The 19123-nt window shown below is 73.0% G+C and carries 14 protein-coding genes; 13 read left to right on the top strand and 1 reads right to left on the bottom strand.

Annotated elements, in window-relative coordinates; all coding sequences use genetic code 11:
* Position 1 precedes the first annotated feature (1 nt).
* From ACIQR3_RS14630 to ACIQR3_RS14615, 4 genes are all read left to right on the top strand, one after another.
* On the top strand, positions 2–805 hold the full coding sequence (locus ACIQR3_RS14630; protein WP_403538318.1) for a zf-HC2 domain-containing protein: 804 nt from the start codon (positions 2–4) through the stop codon (positions 803–805).
* Positions 806–864: 59 nt separating this feature from the next.
* A complete protein-coding gene (locus ACIQR3_RS14625; RefSeq protein ID WP_403538316.1) occupies positions 865–3222 on the top strand; it encodes a HelD family protein in 2358 nt (785 codons plus the stop codon).
* Positions 3223–3566: 344 nt separating this feature from the next.
* Complete coding sequence (locus ACIQR3_RS14620) at positions 3567–4985, top strand: NAD-dependent malic enzyme (protein ID WP_403538314.1); 1419 nt, start codon at positions 3567–3569, stop codon at positions 4983–4985.
* Positions 4986–5298: 313 nt separating this feature from the next.
* Complete coding sequence (locus ACIQR3_RS14615; RefSeq protein WP_004987462.1) at positions 5299–5580, top strand: HU family DNA-binding protein; 282 nt, start codon at positions 5299–5301, stop codon at positions 5578–5580.
* Positions 5581–5721: 141 nt separating this feature from the next.
* Here the strand turns inward: ACIQR3_RS14615 and murA are convergent, their stop codons facing one another.
* Complete coding sequence (gene murA / locus ACIQR3_RS14610; protein WP_215165487.1) at positions 5722–7068, bottom strand: UDP-N-acetylglucosamine 1-carboxyvinyltransferase; 1347 nt, start codon at positions 7066–7068, stop codon at positions 5722–5724.
* 255 nt (positions 7069–7323) lie between these two features.
* On the opposite strand from murA, the gene ACIQR3_RS14605 reads away from it, so the two are divergent.
* The 9 genes from ACIQR3_RS14605 (at position 7324) to ACIQR3_RS14565 (ending at position 19002) form a co-directional block, all read left to right on the top strand.
* Complete coding sequence (locus ACIQR3_RS14605) at positions 7324–7890, top strand: YqgE/AlgH family protein (protein ID WP_403538312.1); 567 nt, start codon at positions 7324–7326, stop codon at positions 7888–7890.
* Positions 7891–7920: 30 nt separating this feature from the next.
* Positions 7921–8211: a DUF3039 domain-containing protein gene (locus ACIQR3_RS14600; protein WP_215165489.1), complete on the top strand. Its 291-nt coding sequence runs from the start codon at positions 7921–7923 to the stop codon at positions 8209–8211.
* A 207-nt stretch (positions 8212–8418) separates the two neighbouring features.
* Positions 8419–9672, top strand: coding sequence for an extracellular solute-binding protein (locus tag ACIQR3_RS14595; RefSeq protein WP_403538311.1), 1254 nt, complete (start codon positions 8419–8421; stop codon positions 9670–9672).
* Between the two features lie 23 nt (positions 9673–9695).
* Entirely contained in the window at positions 9696–10661 is a 966-nt protein-coding gene (locus ACIQR3_RS14590; protein ID WP_403538309.1) for a carbohydrate ABC transporter permease, read from the top strand.
* Positions 10658–11482, top strand: coding sequence for a carbohydrate ABC transporter permease (locus ACIQR3_RS14585; RefSeq protein ID WP_403538307.1), 825 nt, complete (start codon positions 10658–10660; stop codon positions 11480–11482). The genes ACIQR3_RS14590 and ACIQR3_RS14585 overlap by 4 nt, the downstream gene beginning before the upstream one ends.
* A gap of 16 nt (positions 11483–11498) precedes the next feature.
* Entirely contained in the window at positions 11499–13118 is a 1620-nt protein-coding gene (locus ACIQR3_RS14580; RefSeq protein WP_403538305.1) for a beta-N-acetylhexosaminidase, read from the top strand.
* Between the two features lie 276 nt (positions 13119–13394).
* The gene (locus tag ACIQR3_RS14575) at positions 13395–14288 is read left to right on the top strand and encodes an FAD binding domain-containing protein (RefSeq protein ID WP_403538303.1); all 894 of its coding nucleotides are present in this window, start codon (positions 13395–13397) and stop codon (positions 14286–14288) included.
* A complete protein-coding gene (locus ACIQR3_RS14570) occupies positions 14285–16690 on the top strand; it encodes a 2Fe-2S iron-sulfur cluster-binding protein (RefSeq protein ID WP_403538302.1) in 2406 nt (801 codons plus the stop codon). Before ACIQR3_RS14575 ends, ACIQR3_RS14570 begins: the two co-directional genes overlap by 4 nt.
* Positions 16687–19002, top strand: a complete 2316-nt coding sequence (locus tag ACIQR3_RS14565) for a xanthine dehydrogenase family protein molybdopterin-binding subunit (protein WP_403538300.1) — start codon at positions 16687–16689, stop codon at positions 19000–19002. Before ACIQR3_RS14570 ends, ACIQR3_RS14565 begins: the two co-directional genes overlap by 4 nt.
* Positions 19003–19123: the final 121 nt, after the last annotated feature.

Below are 19123 nucleotides of genomic sequence, written 5' to 3'. Positions count from 1 at the left end.
TATGGCTGGCCCCATGCGGGAGCCCGAGGTGCCGAACGAGCACGAGACCGTCGGCGCCTACGCCCTCGGCATCCTCGACGAGGCCGAGGCCACCGCCTTCGAACGGCACCTGGCCGGCTGCGAGTGGTGCGCCCAGCAGCTCGACGAGCTGGCCGGCCTGGAGCCGATGATGGCCGCGCTGGCCGGCGTGCCGGGCGGCGCGGGCGGCGTACCGGGTGGCGTGGGCACGCCCGCGCTCGGCGAGTCCCTGTCCGCCCGGCCCGCGCCGCGGCTGGCGGAGAAGCTCGTCGACGAGGTCGCCGAGCGGCGGGCCCGCAAGAAGCGCCGCAACCTCTACCTGGTGGGCACCGCCGCCGCGCTGATCGTCGGCGGCCCGTTCGCCGCCGTGGCGACCACCAGCGGGGACGGCGGCGGCCGGACCGGCGAGGCCCGGCAGAGCGCCGGCCCCGCCCAGGAGGCGTTCGGCGACATGACCGACCGGGTCAGCGCCACCGACCCCGCCACCCAGGTCAGCGCGACCGTGGCGGTCGAGAAGAAGGCGTGGGGCACGCACGCGGTCCTGGAGCTGAAGAACGTCAAGGGACCGGAGAAGTGCGCCCTGATCGCCGTCGGCAAGAACGGCGAGCGCGAGACGGTCACGTCGTGGTCCGTCCCGGAGTGGGGGTACGGCATCCCGGACGCCACCACCGACAAGGCCAAACAGCCGCTCTACGTGCACGGCGGCGCCGCCTTCCAGCCGAACCAGATCGACCACTTCGAGGTCATGACCTTCGGCGGCGAGCGTCTGGTCGAGGTCGACGCGTAGCTTCACCGGCCCCCTTCGCGTACGGTTGACGGCTGCCCAGCACGTCAGAAGGGGGCCCGGTGGCCGCACAGGCACAACAGGATTCGGCCGTCGACTCGGACAGAGACGCCGTAGGGGACGACTCCGTACGAGACCGAGAGATCAGCGGGGAGCAGGCGCACCTGGACCGGGTGTACCTCCGCCTTGAGGAGAAGATCCACGAGGCGGAGTTCCTCATGGACGACGCCGCCCGGCGCGGCCAGGTCGGCACGCCCGGCGCGCTGGCCGAACGGGACGCCCAGGTCTTCCGGGCGGGCGTCCATCTCAACCGGCTGAACAGCGAGTTCGAGGACTTCCTGTTCGGCCGGATCGACCTGCTGCGGGGCAAGGACGGCAAGAAGGGGCCGGACGGCGCCTACACGGCCGTGGAGCCCGCCGAGGGGGCGGTACGGCCCGACAACACCGCCGACATCGCCGAGACCCTGCACATCGGCCGGATCGGCGTCCTGGACGCGGAGTACGCCCCGCTGGTCATCGACTGGCGGGCGCCCGCCGCCGCGCCGTTCTACCGGTCCACCCCGGTCGCCCCGGGGCGGGTCGTGCGCCGGCGCGTCATCCGTTCCAAGGGGCGGCGCGTCCTCGGCGTCGAGGACGACCTGATGCGCCCCGAGATCACCGCATACCTGGACGGCCGGGAACTGCCCGTGATCGGCGACGGCGCCCTGATGGCCGCCCTCGGCCAGGCCCGTACCCACTCCATGCGGGACATCGTCGCCTCCATCCAGGCCGAGCAGGACCTGGTCATCCGCGCCCCCGCCGCCTCCGTGACCTACGTCGAGGGCGGCCCCGGCACCGGCAAGACCGCCGTCGCCCTGCACCGTGCGGCGTACCTGCTCTACCAGGACCGGCGCCGGTACGCGGGCGGCATCCTCATCGTCTCCCCGACCCCGCTGCTCGTCGCGTACACCGAGGGCGTCCTGCCCTCCCTCGGCGAGGAGGGCCAGGTCGCCATCCGCGCCATCGGCTCCCTGGCGGACGACGCGTCCGGCGCCGAGGCCACGCTCTACGACTCCCCGGCCACCGCCCGCGCCAAGGGCTCGGCCCGGATGCTGAAGGTGCTGCGCCGGGCCGCGCGCGGGGCCCTGGAGCTGAACGATTCACCGGCCCGGCTGCGGGTCGTCGCCTTCGGGCGCCGCCTCGAACTGGAGGCCGAGGAGCTGGCGGAGATCCGGCGCACCGCGCTCGGCGGCACCGCCCCCGTCAACCTGCTGCGCCCCCGCGCCCGCAAGCTGCTCCTGGACGCCCTGTGGGCGAAGTCCGGCGCCGGCACCCGGCACACCGACCCGGAGCTCGCCGCCGAGCTGCGTTCCTCCTTCGACGAGGACGTGACCTCCGAGGACCCGTTCATCGCCTTCCTCGACGCCTGGTGGCCGGAGCTGACGCCGCGCTCGGTGCTGGCCGCCATGGCCGACGAGAAGCGGCTGGGCCGCTGGGCGCGGCGGGTGCTCAACCCCGGCGAGGTGCGCAAGGTGGCCCGCTCGCTGCGGCGCGAGGGGTACTCGGTGCACGACATCGCCCTGCTCGACGAGCTCCAGGCGATCCTGGGCGCCCCGGCCCGCCCCCGCAAGCGCCGCGAGCTGGACCCGCTGGACCAGCTCACCGGCCTGGAGGAGCTGATGCCGCAGCGCGAGGAGAGCCGGCGGGAGCGGGCCGAGCGGCTGGCCGAGGAGCGCACCGAGTACGCCCACGTCATCGTCGACGAGGCGCAGGACCTCACGCCGATGCAGTGGCGCATGGTCGGCCGCCGCGGCCGGCACGCCACCTGGACGGTGGTCGGCGACCCGGCCCAGTCCTCCTGGTCCGACCCGGACGAGGCCGCCGCCGCCCGCGACGAGGCCCTGGGCACCCGCCCGCGCCGCCGCTTCGAGCTGACCGTCAACTACCGCAATCCGGCCGAGATCGCCGAGCTGGCGGCCAAGGTGCTCGCCCTCGCCATGCCCGGCTCGCGGTCCCCGCGGGCGGTCCGCTCCACGGGTGTCGAGCCCCGTTTCGCCGTCGTCCGCGGCTCCCTGGCCGACACCGTCCGCGAGGAGGCCGCGCGGCTCCTGGACCGGGTCGACGGCACGGTCGGCGTCGTCGTCGCCATGAACCGCCGTGAGGAGGCCCGGCGCTGGCTGGCGGGCCTCGGGACGGGGGTCCCCCCGGGCGAGCGAAGCCGAGACTGGGGGAGGGTGGTGGCGCTCGGCAGCCTGGAGGCCAAGGGCCTGGAGTACGACGCCACGGTGGTCGTCTCCCCGGCCGAGATCGCCGACGAGTCCCCGGCCGGACTGCGCGTCCTCTACGTCGCCCTGACCCGGGCCACCCAGCAGCTCACGGTCGTCTCCGGGGAGCGGGACGAGCCGGACGCGGCGGGCGTGCCGGACCTGCTGCGCGACTGATCGCCGTACACGACGAGGCCCGCACCGGCGTCCGGTGCGGGCCTCGTTCGTGAAGTCAATGACACCGACCCGCCATGCTCGCCTCGCGGCAAGTGGTCGCTCGTAGCGACGAAGGTTGGGCCCGGGGGCTTGGATCGGGCCGGTGCCACGTCCAAGGTAACAAACGATCCCCGCGAGACCATTCCCGTCCCGGAGTTCTCTTCTCACGTTCACCAGATTCTCGTATGGTGGAACTCGTTTTCCGAAAGTGGGGGCGGCTACCACGTACTGAGGGGTAGGTGCGACCATCGGACGGCACGACCAAGCGACACGGTTCACGGTTTAAGCAGAGGAAGAAGTCGGCCATGGCTACGGCGCCCAGCGTCTCCTACTCGATGACCATCAGGCTGGAGGTGCCCGCGAGCGGAACCGCCGTCTCGCAGCTCACCACGGCCGTGGAGTCCTCCGGAGGCTCGGTGACCGGCCTCGACGTCACGGCGTCCGGCCACGACAAGCTCCGCATCGACGTCACCATCGCGGCCGGCTCGACCTCCCACGCCGACGAGATCGTGCAGGAACTGCGCGGCATCGAGGGCGTCACCCTGGGCAAGGTCTCCGACCGTACGTTCCTGATGCACCTCGGCGGCAAGATCGAGATGGCGTCGAAGCACCCCATCCGCAACCGTGACGACCTCTCCATGGTCTACACGCCGGGCGTCGCCCGCGTCTGCATGGCGATCGCCGAGAACCCCGAGGACGCGCGCCGCCTCACCATCAAGCGCAACTCCGTCGCGGTGGTCACCGACGGCTCGGCCGTCCTCGGCCTCGGCAACATCGGCCCCAAGGCCGCGCTGCCCGTCATGGAGGGCAAGGCGGCCCTGTTCAAGCGGTTCGCCGGCATCGACGCCTGGCCGATCTGCCTGGACACCCAGGACACCGACGCGATCGTGGAGATCGTCAAGGCGATCGCCCCGGGCTTCGCCGGCATCAACCTGGAGGACATCTCCGCCCCCCGCTGCTTCGAGATCGAGGCCCGGCTGCGCGAGGCCCTGGACATCCCCGTCTTCCACGACGACCAGCACGGCACCGCCATCGTCGTCCTCGCCGCCCTCACCAACGCCCTGCGCGTGGTCGACAAGGGCATCGAGAACGTCCGGGTGGTCATGTCCGGCGCGGGCGCGGCCGGTACGGCGATCCTGAAGCTGCTGCTGGCCGCCGGGGTGAAGAACGCCGTCGTCGCCGACATCCACGGCGTGGTGCACGCCGGCCGCGAGGACCTGGTCGACGCCGCCCCCGAGTCGGCGCTGCGCTGGATCGCGGACAACACCAACCCCGAGGGCCTCACCGGCACCCTCAAGGAGGCCGTGCGCGGCGCCGACGTCTTCATCGGCGTCTCCGCCCCGAACGTCCTGGACGGCGACGACGTGGCCGCGATGGCGGACGGCGCGATCGTGTTCGCGCTGGCCAACCCCGACCCCGAGGTCGACCCCGCTGTCGCCCGCCGGACGGCCGCGGTGGTGGCCACCGGCCGCAGCGACTTCCCGAACCAGATCAACAACGTACTGGTCTTCCCGGGTGTCTTCCGCGGTCTGCTGGACGCCCAGTCCCGCACCGTCAACACCGAGATGATGCTGGCCGCCGCGACGGCGCTGGCGGACGTGGTGACCGAGGACGAGCTGAACCCGAACTACATCGTCCCGTCCGTCTTCAACGACAAGGTCGCGGGCGCCGTGGCCGGCGCGGTGCGCGAGGCCGCGAAGGCGGCGGGCGCCACCGTCTCCTAGGTCCCGGGGACAGTCCCCGGGGACACCGCGCGCATGGTGTGAGGATCGCCACGGAGGCGGGGCGGTCCTCACCGCGCGTCGCTGGTCCGGCGCCCTCCGGCGGCCCCTTAGGGTGGGCGGCCGGGCCCGGGCAGTCTCTTCGTGTGACTCCCGCGGGTGTTCTCGTGACTCCTGCGGGTGCCGGATTGGCTTTACCGCCGCAGGTAGAGGCAGGATGCCTCCCTGGGCGCGTGGGTCTGGCGACGGACCTGCCCAACATGCGGCTACGCCGCGTGCCACGCCTCAACGGCAAGAAGAACACGGGAGTAACAACATGAACCGCAGTGAGCTGGTGGCCGCGCTGGCCGACCGCGCCGAGGTGACCCGCAAGGACGCCGACGCCGTACTGGCCGCGTTCGCCGAGGTCGTCGGCGACATCGTCTCCAAGGGCGACGAGAAGGTCACCGTCCCCGGCTTCCTGACCTTCGAGCGCACCCACCGTGCCGCTCGCACCGCCCGCAACCCGCAGACCGGCGAGCCGATCCAGATCCCGGCCGGCTACAGCGTGAAGGTCTCCGCGGGCTCCAAGCTGAAGGAAGCGGCGAAGGGCAAGTAAGGGCTCAGGGGTGACTGCGGGCCCGTTGTGGCTGGTCGCGCAGTTCCCCGCGCCTCTTACGGGGCACTCAGCGCAACGCCGATGGGGCGGTCACCCGGACTCGGGTGACCGCCCCATCGGCGTTGCTGCGGGTCAATACACCTAGCCCAGTGCCTTGCCCGGCAGTTCCACCTTCGCGCCCAGTTCCACGAGCTTCTCCATGAAGTTCTCGTAGCCCCGGTTGATCAGGTCGATGCCGTGCACCCGGGACGTGCCCTGCGCGGCCAGGGCCGCGATCAGGTACGAGAAGCCGCCGCGCAGGTCGGGGATGACCAGGTCGGCGCCCTCCAGGCGGGTCGGGCCCGACACGACGGCCGAGTGCAGGAAGTTGCGCTGGCCGAAGCGGCAGTCGGAGCCGCCCAGGCACTCCCGGTAGAGCTGGATGTGGGCGCCCATCTGGTTCAGCGCCGAGGTGAAGCCGAGCCGGGACTCGTAGACCGTCTCGTGGATGATGGACAGGCCCGTGGCCTGCGTGAGCGCCACCACCAGCGGCTGCTGCCAGTCGGTCTGGAAGCCGGGGTGCACGTCCGTCTCCAGGGCGATGGACTTCAGCCGGCCGCCCGGGTGCCAGAAGCGGATGCCCTCGTCGTCGATCTCGAAGGCGCCGCCCACCTTGCGGTAGGTGTTCAGGAACGTCATCATCGAGCGCTGCTGGGCGCCGCGGACGTAGACGTTGCCCTCGGTGGCCAGCGCCGCCGACGCCCAGGAGGCGGCCTCCAGGCGGTCGGAGAGGGCGTGGTGGGTGTAGCCGCCCAGCTCGTCCACGCCGGTGACGCGGATGGTCCGGTCGGTGTCCATCGCGATGATCGCGCCCATCTTCTGCAGGACGCAGATCAGGTCCTCGATCTCGGGCTCGACGGCCGCGTTCGACAGCTCCGTGACGCCTTCGGCGAGCACCGCCGTCAGCAGCACCTGCTCGGTGGCGCCGACCGACGGGTACGGCAGCCGGATCTTGGTGCCGCGCAGCCGCTGCGGGGCCTCCAGGTACTGCCCGTCCGCCCGCTTCTCGATGGTCGCGCCGAACTGCCGCAGCACGTCGAAGTGGAAGTCGATGGGCCGGCCGCCGATGTCGCAGCCGCCCAGGCCCGGGATGAAGGCGTGGCCGAGCCGGTGCAGCAGCGGCCCGCAGAACAGGATCGGGATGCGGCTGGAGCCCGCGTGGGCGTCGATGTCGGCGACGTTGGCGCTCTCCACATGGGTCGGGTCGAGCACCAGCTCCCCCGGTTCGTCGCCCGGGCGGACCGTCACGCCGTGCAGTTGCAGCAGTCCGCGCACGACCCGCACGTCGCGGATGTCCGGAACATTGCGCAGCCGGCTCGGCGCGCTGCCGAGGAGCGCGGCCACCATGGCCTTCGGTACGAGGTTCTTCGCACCGCGGACACGGATCTCGCCCTCCAGCGGGGTTCCGCCGTGGACAAGCAGTACGTCATCAGCGCCGTTGACGGTCATCAATCTCGCGTTCCGTGGGGTGGGGCAGGGGACCAGAAGGGAAAGGGTAATCGTCCCCCGCCCCCGCGCCGTAAGCCCAGGGAGGGCACAGCCATTTCACGGCCGTGTCACAACACGAGGCGTTCCCCGGCGGCCACATGGGGTCACGGTGGCGGGCGCGCGGCGGGGCGTGCCGGGGCATCGCCTGAGCTGCGTTCACTCCGGTGCCCCCGATTGCCTCCCCACCGTGCGGGAAGATGCGGGATCATGTCAGGCATGACCGAGGTGTCCTCGCTCACAGGGCGGCTGCTCGTGGCCACACCCGCCCTGACGGACCCGAATTTCGAGCGTGCGGTGGTGCTGCTCCTCGACCACGACGAGGAGGGCTCCCTCGGCGTCGTCCTCAACCGGCCGACCCCGGTCGGGGTGGGCGACATCCTGGACGGCTGGGCGGCGCTGGCCGGCGACCCCGGCGTCGTCTTCCAGGGCGGCCCGGTCTCCCTGGACTCCGCCCTCGGGGTGGCCGTGGTCCCCGGGGACGGCGACGGCGACCCGCTGGGCTGGCGCCGGGTGCACGGTGCGATCGGCCTGGTGGACCTGGAGGCGCCACCGGAGCTGCTGGCGCCCGCCGTGGGCAGCCTGCGGATCTTCGCCGGGTACGCCGGCTGGGGCCCGGGCCAGCTGGAGGACGAACTGGCCGAGGGCGCCTGGTACGTGGTCGAGTCCGAGCCCGGCGACGTCTCCTCGCCGCTGCCCGAGCGGCTCTGGCGCGAGGTGCTGCGCCGCCAGCGCAGCGAGCTGGCGATGGTGGCGACGTACCCGGACGACCCGTCGCTCAACTGAAGTGTGTGATCTTCAGTACCCTTGGCGGTTATGAGCACTCTTGAGCCCGAGCGCGGGACTGGTACGGGGACCCTCGTAGAGCCGACGCCACAGGTGTCCCACGGCGACGGCGACCACGAGCGCTTCGCCCACTACGTCCAGAAGGACAAGATCATGGCGAGCGCCCTCGACGGCACGCCCGTCGTGGCGCTGTGCGGCAAGGTCTGGGTGCCGGGCCGCGACCCGAAGAAGTACCCGGTGTGCCCCATGTGCAAGGAGATCTACGAGTCCATGAGCGGCGGCGGGGACGACGGCAAGGGCAAGGGCGGCGACAAGAAGTAGCGCACCGTCCTTCCCGCAGGCCCCCTGAGCGCCCCCGTACCGGCGCGCTTCGGGGGCCTTTGCGCTGTCCTGGCCGGTGGTCCTGCCCGGCGGAAATGGTTCAGACCTCTTGTGGACATGTTCATGTAGTACTTAGCCTCCATGGTGTTGTGCAGAGCGAAATTGCCATTGCGTATGTTGCAACGCCTGCTTGCGGAGGACCGCTGTATGAAGCTCCCCGTCCGACTGGTTCTGCTCCTCACCGTCCTCGCCGCCACCGCCTGCGCGCCGGGCACCTCCGGCGGCTCGTCCTCCGGCGCGGACGAGAAGACCGGCACCCTGCGCGTCTGGCTCTTCCAGGAGGTCGGCAACGAGCCGAAGGAGAAGGTCGTCGACGCGGCCGTGGCGGGCTTCGAGAAGGCCCACGACGGCGTCGACGTCACCGTCGAGTACATCCCCGTGGAGACCCGCGCCCAGCGCGTCAAGGCCGCCTTCAACGACCCCGCCTCCGCACCCGACCTCATCGAGTACGGCAACACCGACACCGCCGGCTACGTCGCCGACGGCGGACTCGCCGACGTCACCGCCGAGTTCGGCGCCTGGGACGAGGCGCGGGACACCGACCCGACGGCCCGCCGGTCGGTCACGGTGGACGGCAAGGTCTACGGAGCGCCGTTCTTCGTCGGCGTACGGGCCCTGTACTACCGGACCGACCTGTTCGAGGAACTGGACCTGGAGCCGCCCCGGTCACTGGCCGAACTGGCCGCCACCGCGCGGAAGATCCGCGCCGCCGAACCCGGCCTGTACGGCCTCGCCGTCGGCGGCGCCTACACCTACGGCGCGCTGCCCTTCCTGTGGGCCCACGGGGGCGAGCTGACCCACCTGGACAGCGCCGCCTCCCGCGCGGGCATCGAGGCGTACACCGACCTCTTCGGCGACGACAACTGCCCCGCGGCGAAGTGCGCCGGCATGGGCGGCAACGACACGGTGACGGCCTTCGCGGCCGGCAAGGCGGGGATGGCGATCGGGGGCGACTTCAGCCACGCGGCCGTGGAGGCGGGGGCGGTGCAGGGGAAGTACGCGGTCGTGCCGCTGCCCGGGGTGGAGCCCGGGTCGGTCGCGCCGGCCTTCGCGGGCGGCAACAACATCGGCGTACTGAGGTCCACCTCGCACCGCACGCTCGCCGTGGACCTGATGAAGCGGCTCGCCTCGAAGGCGACGCAGCGCGAACTGTTCGACGCGATGGGCTTCCTGCCGACCTTCACGGACGTGCGGGGGGAGGCGGCACGGGCGGAACCGTTCGTGAAGCCGTTCGTCGAGACGCTGGAGGCCGGGACGGAGTTCGTGCCGGTGTCGGCCGGGTGGGCGCGGATCGACTCGTCGGCGGTGCTGCCGACGATGTTCCAGGAGGTGGTGAGCGGGAAGAAGGGGGTTGCCGCGGCGGCGGGGGATGCGGCGGCGAAGATCGGGTCCGCGCTGTGACGGTGGGTTCCCGGGTCCGCGCTGTGACGGTGGGTTCCCGGGCGCGGGCGCGTCGTGGTTCCGCGCGCCCACGCGGCGGCAGCCGCACATCGGACACGGCCCCGCGCCCGTACGGGGCGCGCTTCTCCACCCCCTGGATCTATCTCGCCCCCGCTCTCGTCGTCCTCGGCGGGCTGCTCGTCTACCCCGTCTACCAGCTCGGGCTGATCTCCTTCCTGGAGTACACCCAGGCCCAGGTCAGTGGCGGCGAGCCGACGTCCTTCCAGGGGCTGGGGAACTACCGGGAGCTGTTCGGGGACCCGGAGTTCTGGCGGGTGCTGCTGGCCACGGTCGTGTTCGCCGCCGCCTGTGTCGCTGCGACACTGGCCGTCGGGTGCGCGCTCGCCGTGCTGCTGACCCGGGTGCGGGCCGTGCCCCGGCTGGTGCTGATGCTCGCGGCGCTGGGGGCGTGGGCGACGCCGGCGGTGACCGGGTCGACGGTGTGGCTGCTGCTGTTCGACCCGGACTTCGGGCCGGTCAACCGGTTTCTCGGCCTCGGTGACCACTCCTGGACGTACGGCCGGTACAGCGCCTTCCTGCTGGTCCTCCTCGAAGTGGTCTGGTGCTCCTTCCCGTTCGTGATGGTCACCGTCTACGCCGGCATCCGCGCCGTGCCCGCCGAGGTGCTGGAGGCAGCCGCCCTGGACGGCGCCTCGCAGTGGCGGATCTGGCGGTCCGTACTGGCGCCGATGCTGCGGCCGATCCTGGCCGTCGTCACCATCCAGTCGGTGATCTGGGACTTCAAGGTCTTCACGCAGATCTACGTCATGACCAACGGCGGCGGCATCGCCGGGCAGAACCTCGTCCTCAACGTGTACGCCTACCAGAAGGCGTTCGCCTCGTCGCAGTACAGCCTCGGTTCGGCGATCGGCGTCGTGACGCTGCTGATCCTGCTCGCCGTGACCCTCGGCTACCTGCGGCTGCTGCGGCGCCAGGGGGAGGAACTGTGAGACGTCCGTGGAGGTTCGCCGCCGAGACGTCGGCGGTGCTGATCGCGGCCGTCGTCGCGTTCCCGCTGTACTGGATGGTGCTGAGCGCGTTCCGGCCGGCCGGGGAGATCGAGTCGAGCACGCCCCGGCCGTGGACGTCGGCGCCGTCGCTGGACTCCTTCCGGCGCGTCTTCGGGCAGCAGGAATTCGGCCGCTACTTCCTCAACAGCCTTGTCGTGGCGGGTGTCGTGGTGGTCGCCTCGGCGCTCATCGCGTTTCTCGCCGCGACCGCCGTGACGCGATTCCGGTTCCGTTTCCGGACCACCCTGCTGATCATGTTCCTGGTGGCCCAGATGGTGCCCGTGGAAGCGCTCGCCATCCCCTTGTTCTTCCTCATGCGGGACCTCGGCCAGTTGAACACGCTGGGGTCGCTGATCCTGCCCCACATCGCCTTCTCGCTGCCCTTCGCGATCTGGATGCTCAGGGGTTTCGTGAAAGCCGTGCCGGAGGCCCTGGAGGAGGCCGCGTACCTCGACGGGGCGAGCCGGGCGAGATTCCTCTGGCAGGTCCTTTTCCCGCTGGTCTTCCCGGGGCTGGTCGCCACCAGCGTGTTTTCCTTCATCTCCGCCTGGAACGACTTCCTGTTCGCCAAGTCGTTCATCATCAGCGACACCTCGCAGTCCACCCTCCCGATGGCACTGCTGGTCTTCTACAAACCGGACGACCCCGACTGGGGCGGTGTGATGGCCGCGTCCACGGTGATGACGATTCCGGTGCTGGTCTTCTTCGTACTCGTGCAACGACGACTCGTCTCCGGCCTCGGCGGAGCGGTGAAGGACTGAAAGGACTGAGGTGACCATGGACGTCGATCTGATCCCCGCGCCGCGTGAACTCCGTACGGGGGGCGGGTCCGGGCGGGTCCGCCTGGGTCCCGGGACACGGCTGGCGGCCGGGCCCGGCACCGAGGGCGTCGTGCACTGGCTGCGGGCGACGCTCGGCGCGGCGACCGGGCTGCCGCTGGCGGAGGGCGACGGCCCGCTCCGGATCGAGCTGGGCATCGACCCGGCCCTGCCGCCCGAGGGGTACCGCCTCGACACCCGCGCGCACCCGGTACGCCTTGCGGGCGGCAGCGCGGCCGGCGTCTTCCGGGGCGCGCAGACCCTGCGGCAACTGCTCGGTCCGGACGCCTTCCGCCGCGCCCCGCTGCGCCCCGGCCGGGACTGGGAGCTGCCGGCCGTCACCGTCGAGGACGCCCCCCGCTTCCGCTGGCGCGGACTGATGCTGGACGTCGCCCGGCACTTCATGCCCAAGGACGGCGTCCTGCGTTATCTCGACCTGATGGCCGCGCACAAACTCAACGTCTTCCACTTCCACCTGACGGACGACCAGGGCTGGCGCGTCGAGATCACGCGGTACCCGAAGCTCACGGAGACCGGCTCCTGGCGCTCCCGCACCAAATTCGGCCACCGCGCCTCACCGCTGTGGGACGACAAGCCGCACGGCGGTTTCTACACCCAGGACGACATCCGCGAGATCGTCGCCTACGCCGCCGAACGGCACATCACCGTCGTCCCCGAAATCGACGTACCCGGCCACTCGCAGGCCGCCGTCGCCGCGTATCCGGAACTCGGCAACACCGACGTCGTCGACACGGCGGCGCTCGGCGTCTGGGACACCTGGGGCATCTCCCCGAACGTCCTCGCCCCCACCGAGAACACCCTGCGTTTCTACGAGGGCGTCTTCGAGGAACTCCTGGATCTCTTCCCCTCGGAGTTCATTCACGTCGGCGGCGACGAATGCCCCAAGGAGCAGTGGCGCCGGTCGGCGACCGCGAAGGCGCGGATGGAGGAACTCGGACTCGCCAACGAGGACGAGTTGCAGTCCTGGTTCATCGCGCACTTCGCCGGCTGGCTCGCCGCGCGTGGGCGGCGCCTGATCGGCTGGGACGAAATCCTGGAGGGCGGTCTCGCGCCGGGCGCGGCGGTCTCCTCCTGGCGCGGCTACCAGGGCGGCATCGCCGCCGCGCGCGCCGGACACGACGTCGTCATGTGCCCCGAGCAGCACGTCTACCTGGACCACCGGCAGGACGGCGGCGCCGACGAGCCGGTACCGATCGGGTTCGTGCGCACCCTGGAGGACGTGTACCGGTTTGAGCCGGTTCCGCCGGAGTTGACGGAGGCGGAGGCCGAACGGATCCTCGGCACCCAGGCCAACGTCTGGACCGAGGTGATGGAGAGCCCGGCCCGCGTGGACTACCAGACCTTCCCGCGGCTCGCCGCCTTCGCCGAGGTCGCCTGGAGCGCCCTGCCCGCCCCGGCGGAGCGGGACTTCGCCGGCTTCGAACGCCGGATGACCGGCCATTACGCCCGCCTCGACGCCCTGGGCGTCGCCTACCGGCCGCCCGCCGGACCCCGGCCCTGGCAGCGGCGGCCCGGCGTCCTCGGCCGCCCGATCGACGGCCCGCCCCCGGACAAGTGACGAACGGACAAGTGGCGAACGGACAAGTGGCGAACGGACAGGTGACGAACGGACAGCCACCGGGCAACGGGCGGCCGGCGCCGGGCGGCCGGCCGTGATCTCCGGTCATGCCCTCCCAAAACCGCCCATCTCCCCGACGAGGTGGGCGAATGCCTCCTAGCGGACCCCCGCGTCCGGGTGCTGCGATGATGTGCCAGAGTTGCCACGTCCGCCCTGTCAGCACGTACCGTACGGCGCACGGGCGGGACCAGTGGGACAGCGGGAAGGGGCAGCGGTTTGAGCACGCACGCACCGCAGGCGGCGCAGGTCGTCACGCTGCCCACAACACTGGACGAGGCCGTGGCGGCACTCGCCGAGCGGCCCGCCGCCGTGCCGGTCGCCGGCGGCACCGACCTCATGGCCGCCGTCAACTCCGGTCAGCTCAGGCCCGCCGCCCTGGTGGGCCTCGGCCGGATCAGCGAGATCCGCGGCTGGCAGTACCAGGACGGCCACGCGCTGCTCGGCGCCGGACTCACCCACGCGCGCATGGGCCGCCCCGACTTCGCCGCCCTCATCCCGGCGCTCGCCGCCGCCGCGCGCGCCGCCGGGCCGCCGCAGATCCGCAACGCGGGCACCCTAGGCGGCAACGTCGCCTCGGCCGCTCCCACCGGCGACGCGCTGCCCGTGCTGGCCGCGCTGGAGGCGACCCTGATCGTCGCGGGGCCGGGCGGAGCCCGCCGCGAGGTCCCGGTCTCCCACCTGCTGGCCGGGGTGGAGATGCTGGGCGCGGGCGAACTCATCGGCTACGTACGCGTCCCGCTGCTGCACGCCCCCCAGGTCTTCCTGAAGGCCACCGGGCGCACCGGGCCGGGGCGCGCGGTCGCCTCCGTGGCCCTGGTCCTGGACCCGGCCCGGCGTGGGGTGCGGTGCGCGGTCGGCGCCATAGCGCCCATGCCGCTGCGCCCGCTGGAGGCCGAGCAGTGGGTGGCGCAGCTCATCGACTGGGACAACAACCGCGCGATCGTCCCGGAGGCGCTGGCCGCCTTCGGCGAGTACGTCGCCGCGGCCTGCATCCCGGACCCCGCCCCCGCCGAGGACGGGTCCGTACCGCAGCTGCCGCCCGCCGTACTGCACCTGCGGCGCACCGTCGCCGCGCTGGCCCGACGAGCACTGGGGAGGGCGCTGTCGTGACCGACGACCAGCAGGGAGAGGGCACGCCCCAGGGCGGCGGACGCTGGAATCCGCTGCCCCAGGGCGACTACGACGACGGCGCCACCGCCTTCGTCCAGCTCCCCGAGGGCGGCATCGACGCGCTGCTGGACGCCCACGGGGGTGCCGGCAGTCCGCTGGCGGCACCCGGTCACGGCTTCGTGCCCCCGCCGATAACGGTCGCTCCCGCGACGGGTACCGACCCGGCGGCCACCGGCTCCTGGACGATGCCGTCGGCACCGGTCGACGGCACGCAGTGGCAGGCCCCGGAGACGGGACAGCAGCCGTACGCGGGTCCGGACGCCGAGCAGCCGTACGGCGCGGCGCTGCAGGACCCGTACGGGGCGGCCGGGCAGTACGGCGGCGACGCGGGCGGCGGAGCCGGGCACGGCCAGTACGGAGCCCCCTACGCGGGGCAGGACGACCGGTTCGCCTACCACCCGGGGGCCACCGGCCAGTGGCACTTCGGCGAGGGCGTCGCCGCGGAGGAGACGGCGCCCGCGCCGGGCCACGACGTGACCGGGCAGTGGTCCATCCCGGTCGCCGGGGGCGACCTGCCGGACGAGTCCGGCGAGTTCACCACGTCGTCCCTGGTCGAGCAGTGGGGCGGCACCCCGCCGGCCACCCTCCCGGGCGGCGCGCCCGCCCCGTGGGCGACCCAGGCGGCGGGCCGTCCCTGGGACGAACGGCCCGGCGAGCCGGGGGCGGAGTACGGCACCGGCCACGACACGGGGCACGGTGCGGGTCACGGCACGGAGTACGGCGCCGGTCACGACACGGGTCATGGCGCCGGTCACGACATGGGTCATGGCTCCGGTCACGACACGGGTCATGGTGCGGGCCATGGCACGGAGTACGGCGCGGAGTACGGCGCGGGCTACGGCGCCGAAACGGTTCAGGGCGGTGCTCCGGGGAGCGGGGAGGCGTTCCCTGAGGAGCGTCGGTACACCGACGAGCAGACGTTCCCGGAAGCGCGTACCTACGCCGACGAGCAGACGTTCCCGGAAGAGCGCGCGTACGCGGAGGCGCAGGCGTTCCCGGAGGCGCGGCCGTTCACGGACGTACGGCCGTATGTGCGGCCTGCCGCCGGGCCGGTCGCGGACGCCGAGCCGGAACCCGAGCGGGAGCCGGGACCCGCGCCGGAACCCGGGCCCGTCGCGGAGGACACCGGCCGTCCGGCCCAGGAGCCGGGCGCGGCGACGGACGAGGCGCAGGGGGCCCAGGACGCTCAGGAGGCCGCCGAGCGCCCCGCTGGGCCTTCCGAGGCGCCCGCCCCGGCCGACGGAGCCGGAGCCGCACCCGAGGCCGCCGAGGAGCCCGTGGCGCCCGCCGCAGCCGGGACCCCGGCCGAGGACGCCCAGGACCCCGCGTACGCGTCGGCCCCGGAGCCGCCGCACGACGGCACGCCCCCGGAGACGACGCCCGGAGCCACACCGGAGACGGATTCGGAGTCGGAGTCGGAGACGGAGGCGGAGCCCCAGGCCGAGGCAGACGCCGAGCCTGCGACCGCTGCCGAGGCCGACGCACAGGCCGAGGCGGAGTCCGGCCCGGAAACCGGCCCGGAGTCCGACACCGGCCCTTCCCCGCAGACCGCCCCGGCACCGGAGCCGGAGCCCTCGGCACCGGAGTCCCGGTCGGAGTCCGAGCCCGCCCCCGAAGGCCCCGCCCCCGAAGGCCCCGTGCCCGGGGAGTCCGGCGCCGACGCCGGGCCCGGCGCGTCCCACGAGGAGCACCCCCTCGCCTCCTACGTGCTGCGCGTCAACGGCACCGACCGGCCCGTCTCCGACGCCTGGATCGGCGAGTCGCTGCTCTACGTGCTGCGGGAGCGGCTCGGCCTCGCGGGCGCCAAGGACGGCTGCTCGCAGGGCGAGTGCGGCGCCTGCAACGTGCAGGTCGACGGCCGGCTGGTCGCCTCCTGCCTGGTGCCCGCGGTGACCGCGGCCGGCAGCGAGGTCCGCACCGTCGAGGGCCTGGCCACCGACGGACAGCCCTCCGACGTCCAGCGGGCGCTGGCCCGGTGCGGCGCGGTGCAGTGCGGCTTCTGCGTGCCCGGCATGGCGATGACCGTGCACGACCTGCTGGAGGGCAACCCGGCCCCGACCGAGCTGGAGACCCGTCAGGCGCTCTGCGGCAACCTGTGCCGCTGCTCCGGCTACCGGGGTTTCCTGCGGGCCGTCGAGGAGGTCGTCGCCGAACGCGAGGCGACCGCCGAGGCCGAGGCGGACGCCGCGGACGCCGCCGCGGACGAGCCGGGCATCCCGCACCAGGCGGGCCCCGGCGCCGGCGGCGTCGACCCGTCGGCGTTCGACCCGCAGGGCCGACCCGGCCCCCGCTCCCCGGACGGGTACGACCACCCCCACGGCCAGGAAGGAGGCCACGCGTGAGCAACGAGGCAGCCACCGCCCAGGCCGCGGTCACCGCGGAGCCGGGCCTCGCCCCCGAGCCCGTCGCGCACGGCCTCGGCGCCTCCCTGCACCCGGCCGACGCCCGCGCCAAGACGGAGGGCACCTTCCCCTACGCCGCCGACCTGTGGGCCGAGGGCCTGCTCTGGGCGGCCGTACTGCGCTCCCCGCACCCGCACGCGCGCGTGGTGTCCGTCGACACCAGCCACGCGCGCGAGATGCCCGGCGTACGGGCCGTGATCACGCACGAGGACGTCCCCGGGACCCCGCTGCACGGACGCGGCAGAGCCGACCGGCCGGTCTTCGCCTCCGACGTCGTACGCCATCACGGCGAGCCCATCGCCGCCGTGGCCGCCGACCACCCGGACACCGCGCGGATGGCCGCCGCGGCCGTCATCGTCGAGTACGAGGTCCTCGACCCGGTCACCGACCCCGAGCAGGCCTTCGAGGCGGAGCCGCTGCACCCCGACGGCAATCTGATCCGGCACATCCCGCTGCGCCACGGCGACCCGGAGGCGGTCGGCGAGATCGTCGCCGAGGGCCTCTACCGCATCGGCCGCCAGGACCCGGCCCCCATCGGCGCCGAGGCCGGACTCGCCGTCCCGCGTCCGGACGGCGGCGTGGAGCTGTACCTGGCCTCCACCGACCCGCACACCGACCGCGACACGGCCGCCGCCGCCTTCGGACTGCCGCCCGAGCAGGTGAAGGTCGTCGTCACCGGCGTGCCCGGCGCCACCGCCGACCGCGAGGACCAGGGCTTCCAGCTGCCGCTGGGGCTGCTGGCGCTGAAGACCGGCTGCCCGGTGAAACTGACGGCCACGCGTGAGGAGTCCTTCCTCGGCCACGTCCACCGGCACCCCACGCTGCTGCGCTACCGCCACCACGCCGACGCCGAGGGCCGCCTGGTCAAGGTCGAGGCGCAGATCCTGCTCGACGCGGGCGCGTACGCCGACACGTCGTCGGAGGCGCTGGCCGCCGCGGTCGCCTTCGCCTGCGGCCCGTACGTCGTGCCGAACGCGTTCATCGAGGGGTGGGCGGTGCGTACCAACAACCCGCCCTCCGGGCACGTGCGGGGCGAGGGCGCGATGCAGGTGTGCGCCGCGTACGAGGCGCAGATGGACAAGATCGCGAAGAAGCTGGGCATGGACCCGGCCGAGGTGCGCCTGCGCAACGTGCTGGCCACCGGCGACGTCCTGCCCACCGGCCAGACGGTCACCTGCCCGGCGCCGGTCGCCGAACTCCTGGAAGCAGTACGGGACTTCCCGCTCCCCGCGCTCCCCAAGGACACGCCCGAGGACGAGTGGCTGCTGCCCGGCGGTCCCGAGGGCGCGGGCGAACCGGGCGCGGTGCGCCGGGGCGTGGGCTACGGCATCGGCATGGTGCACATGCTGGGCGCGGAGGGCGCGGACGAGGTGTCCACGGCCACCGTGAAGGTGCAGGGCGGCGTGGCGACGGTGCTGTGCGCGGCGGTCGAGACCGGGCAGGGGTTCGCGACGCTGGCCCGGCAGATCGTGCAGGAGACGCTCGGGATCGACGAGGTGCACGTCGCGCCCGTCGACACCGACCAGCCGCCGGCCGGCGCGGGCTGCCGGGGGCGGCACACCTGGGTGTCGGGCGGTGCGGTGGAACGGGCCGCGAAGATGGTCCGCACGCAGCTCCTGCAACCGCTGGCGCACAAGTTCGGCATGTCCACCGAGCTGCTGCAGATCACCGACGGCAAGATCACCTCGTACGACGGTGTCCTGTCGACCACGGTCGCCGAGGCGCTCGACGGCAAGGAACTGTGGGCCACCGCGCAGTGCCGCCCGCACCCCACCGAGCCGCTGGACGAGTCCGGCCAGGGCGACGCCTTCGTCGGCATGTCCTTCTGCGCGATCCGCGCGGTGGTGGACGTGGACATAGAGCTGGGTTCGGTACGGGTCGTGGAACTCGCCGTCGCCCAGGACGTCGGCCGGATCCTCAACCCGGCGCAGCTGGCCACCCGGATCGAGGCGGGCGTCACGCAGGGCGTGGGCATCGCGCTCACCGAGAACCTCCGCACGCCGCGCGGCCTGGTCCGCCACCCCGACCTGACCGGCTACGCCCTGCCGACGGCGCTGGACACCCCGGACATCCGGATCGTGAAGCTCGTGGAGGAGCGGGACGTGGTCGCGCCGTTCGGGGCGAAGGCGGTCAGCGCGGTGCCGGTGGTGGCGTCGCCGGCGGCCGTGGCGTCGGCGGTGCGGGCGGCGACGGGGCGGTCCGTGAACCGCCTTCCGATCCGTCCGCAGGCCGCGGTGGTCACCGAGGGCTGACGTGCCGGGCCGGCCGTCCCCCGGGCTCGCTTTTCCTGTGCCCCGGCGTGCGGAGGCAACGTGCGGGGCGGCCGGTGCGTCCTGGTGGGGGAACGGGTTTCGCGCGCGGGGGCGTTGTCAG

This window comes from Streptomyces sp. NPDC090994, from assembly GCF_044768905.1.
In the GTDB taxonomy this organism is placed as follows: Bacteria; Actinomycetota; Actinomycetes; order Streptomycetales; family Streptomycetaceae; genus Streptomyces.
The sequence above is the reverse complement of the archived record's forward strand: the minus strand, read 5'-3'. Positions and strand labels throughout refer to the sequence as shown.